This is a genomic window from Paraburkholderia sp. JHI2823 (assembly GCF_038900695.1).
Lineage (GTDB): Bacteria > Pseudomonadota > Gammaproteobacteria > Burkholderiales > Burkholderiaceae > Paraburkholderia > Paraburkholderia mimosarum.
The window spans coordinates 1-430 of sequence record NZ_JAYMRY010000295.1 but is presented as its reverse complement, the minus strand read 5'-3'; the positions used below and the strand labels follow the sequence as shown (position 1 = coordinate 430).

Here is a 430-nt window from a genome sequence, read left to right as displayed (position 1 = left end):
ACCGGTGATCGTGCATCTGGAAACGCCGTCGCCGTTCACGCCGCTCGGTGCGAAAGGGCTCGGCGAAGGCAACAACATGAGCACGCCACCTTGCATCGCAAATGCAGTGGCCGATGCACTCGGCGTCGAGGATATTCGCTTGCCGCTCACGCCCGCGAAGGTGATGCACCTGATCGGCATCGACGATCCACCGCCTTCGCGTCCCGAGTTACTCGAAGCGGCAGCGACCGCCGCGCCGAACAAGGCGCTCGCAGGCGGCAAGGCGCTGACGGCGCGGGGCACTGTCGATCTCGACGCCAAACCCGAAGCGATCTTTGCGGTGCTGATGGACCCGCAGGCGCTCGCGAAGGTCATTCCAGGCTGCCACGCGCTCGAAGCGACCGGACCGAACCAGTATCGCGCGGATGTGACGGTCGGCGTGGGCATGATC

1 protein-coding gene is annotated in these 430 nt (G+C 65.6%); it reads left to right on the top strand.

The features are described from left to right. Positions 1 to 430: SRPBCC domain-containing protein (locus tag VSR34_RS38720; protein ID WP_342965275.1), on the top strand; the 430-nt coding region annotated here is incomplete at both ends.